General features: G+C 75.0%; 4 protein-coding genes. All 4 read left to right on the forward strand.

What is annotated here, in order from left to right; translation table 11 throughout:
• Positions 1-188 precede the first annotated feature (188 nt).
• Complete coding sequence (locus tag IRZ18_09460; protein ID MBX5477332.1) at positions 189-1,409, forward strand: flagellar hook-length control protein FliK; 1,221 nt, start codon at positions 189-191, stop codon at positions 1,407-1,409.
• 42 nt (positions 1,410-1,451) lie between these two features.
• Positions 1,452-1,802 carry a hypothetical protein gene (locus tag IRZ18_09465; protein ID MBX5477333.1) on the forward strand — a complete coding sequence of 117 codons (351 nt, stop codon included), beginning with the start codon at positions 1,452-1,454 and terminating at the stop codon, positions 1,800-1,802.
• Between the two features lie 16 nt (positions 1,803-1,818).
• The gene (locus IRZ18_09470; GenBank protein ID MBX5477334.1) at positions 1,819-2,283 is read left to right on the forward strand and encodes a flagellar protein; all 465 of its coding nucleotides are present in this window, start codon (positions 1,819-1,821) and stop codon (positions 2,281-2,283) included.
• 104 nt (positions 2,284-2,387) lie between these two features.
• Positions 2,388-2,806 (forward strand): flagellar hook-basal body complex protein (locus IRZ18_09475; protein MBX5477335.1); only part of this gene is annotated, 419 nt, incomplete at its 3' end.

The following is a 2,806-nucleotide window of genomic DNA, read 5'->3' on the forward strand; positions in this document are numbered from 1 at the left end:
ACGCGCGGCGTGAGGCCGCGGCGGCGGGCCCGGACGGCGCGGTCGATGGTGGCGTCGCGGACGGGGCAGCGGCGGGCATGCGCGCGCAAGCCGCTCCGGACGGCGCGACAGACGCTGCGACGGCGGCTTCCCCGGTTCCGAAGGAGGCGGCGGGTGCTCGACCGGAGGCCCCTCAGGCCAGTGAAGGCGTGGCTGCCCCTGGCGTGTGGGGCGGGTCACCGACCGGCGTGCGGGTCAGCGACCGGCCGGCGACCGGACGTCACGATGCGGCGGACGCCCCCGACATGACGGCGGCCGCGATGGACGGGCGCCGGACGGCCGAGGCGCGCCCGGCGAGCGCGCCAGGCGTGTCGATGCCGGCGAACCACGACCGCACCGCGGCGCACGACGCCAAGACGCTCGCGCGCGCGACCGGCGGCACGGAGGCGAACGTTGCGGCGGCCCGCGGGGCCCTGACCGGCGATGCGACGGTAACGCTCGCAGCCGCGGCGACGGGCGCGGACCACCGCGTCAGCGGAGGCCATGAGGCGATCCCCGGCGTGCGGGGGGACCTCGCCGGCGCGGATGGCTCGCGGTCCGCAATCGGCGGCGGGACGTCAACCGTGCCGGGGACAAGCGACCCGGGAGCGGCACCGGCCGCGTCCGTCACGGCCGCGTCCCCGGTGGCGACCGGCGTGCAGGTGGCTGCGGTGCCGGTGACCGCGGCGGCCAACGTGACCGCCGGGCGCGCAGCCGATGGTGCCGCGGCAGCCAATCCGAGCGCAGTGCGTGGCGCAGGGGGCACCGAACGCGATCCGGGCGCGGTCCAGTCTCTCCGCCGGGCCAAGGGCGTCGGCCGCCCAGGTACCGGGACGCCGGCGGGCACACCCGCGGCGGCGACCGGTGAACATCTCGTGGGCGCCGGCCATGCAGCCGCGACCGGCACCGCGTCCCTCAAGGGCGCTGCGGCGGCTCGCGCCATCCGCGGCGCATCCCCGTCGGATGCCGGGCCGTGGTCGCCGGAGCTGGCGGAAGGTCAGGCGCCGCAGGATCCCCTGGCCGCGGCGCTGCGCGGCGGCGCGAATCCCTCGTGGCGCATGCGCCTCGACGGCGGCCCGCTGGGACCCCTGGGCGTGCACGTGGAGGCCCGTCACGCGATGGTGGCGGCGCACTTCCAGGCCCAGCCCGACACCGCGGCGCTGCTCCAGCAGACGGCGGATCAATTGGCCGGCAGCCTCGCCCAGCAGGGTCTGTCGCTCGCGCAGTTCGGCGTGAACGACCAGGCGTGGCGCGGGGCCCCCGGGGATCACTCGGCCGATCCTGAACCGGGACGCGCCGGAGCGGCCGCGCGCTCGACCGTCGCGGGCTTCTCTCGTGGAGGCGTGACGCGGACATCGGCCATCCCGGGTGCGCGCGAGTGGCAGATGTGACCCTGTGCAGGGGCGACATGCGAAGGAAGGAGGCGTCAGAGGATGTCGGACATGACGGCGACGGGCGTCCAGGGCTCGAATCCGTACGCGACCAGCGGCAGCGTCGCGACCGGCGACACGGGTCGCGTGGCCGACCGGCTGGCGAGCCTGGGCAAGGACACCTTCATGTCGCTGCTCGTCGCGCAGCTGAAGTACCAGAACCCGATGTCGCCCATGAACAACATGGACTTCGTCAACCAGCTGGCGATGTTCAGCATGATCGAGCAGCTCCAGGCGATCCGCGAGGACCTCGATCAGATCCGTCAGGCGCAGTCGGGCACGACGCCGGCGCAGGGCGCGACGTCCGGTCCGGGCGGTCAGCCGCCGGCCTCGGAAGGCGCGACGGCGCCGTGATGGGGGTGAGGCGCGGATGACGGACCGCGTGGCCTGGCAACCGGGTGGGGTGCCGCCCGAACCGGCCGGGGCCGGCGGCGTCGGACGCGCGGCACGACCGCTCCCGCACCCGGGCGTCTCCGGCCCGGCGGACGCGGGCGGGTTCGCGGCAGCGCTCGAGCAGGCGCTGTCCGCGGGGCGGACGGTCTCGCCGGAGGCGCAGGCGGACGGACGGCTGAAGTTGTCGGCCCACGCCGCGCACCGCCTGCAGGCGGCCGGCATCGCGTTCGAGGGACGGGAGCGGCAGGCCGTGGAGACGGCCGTGGCGCGCGCGGCGGCGCGCGGCGGGCGGGAGTGCCTGGCGCTGACGGCGCGGGCGGCGTACATCGTCCACATCCCGAGCGGCACGGTCGTCACGGCGATCGCAGGGGATCGGCTGAAAGAAGGCGTGTTCACGGGCATCGACAGCGCGGTGATCGCGACGGGCGAGCTGGACCGCTGAGCGGCGGGGGCTCCGCGCCGCGGACCGACTGAAGCGGCGCACGCGATCACCCCAGGTCGCCCCGGGATCGGGGAGCCGGACAAACGAACGGGAGGCGGTCAACGATGATGCGGGCGTTGTTCTCCGGAGTCTCCGGATTGCAGAACCACCAGATCCGCATGGACGTGGTGGCGAACAACATCGCCAACGTCAACACGATCGGCTTCAAGGCGAGCCGCGCGCTGTTCACCGAGGCGATGAACCAGGTCCTGCGCGGCGCGAGCGCGCCGCAGAACAACCGCGGCGGGACGAACCCCTCGCAGGTGGGCCTGGGCGTGATGCTGGCGAGCATCGACACGATCCTCTCGCCCGGCAGCGCGCAGGTCACGGGCGAGAACACCGACATGGCCATCCAGGGCAACGGCTACTTCGTCCTCGATACGGGGGCGGGGCGCGTGTTCACGCGTGCCGGTGCCTTCAAGCTGGACGGCGACGGGTACCTCGTCGACGCGGCGAGCGGCGACCGGGTGCTCGGCTGGCAGGC

Source organism: Clostridia bacterium (assembly GCA_019683875.1).
Taxonomy (GTDB): domain Bacteria; phylum Bacillota; class Sulfobacillia; order RBS10-35; family Bu92; genus Bu92.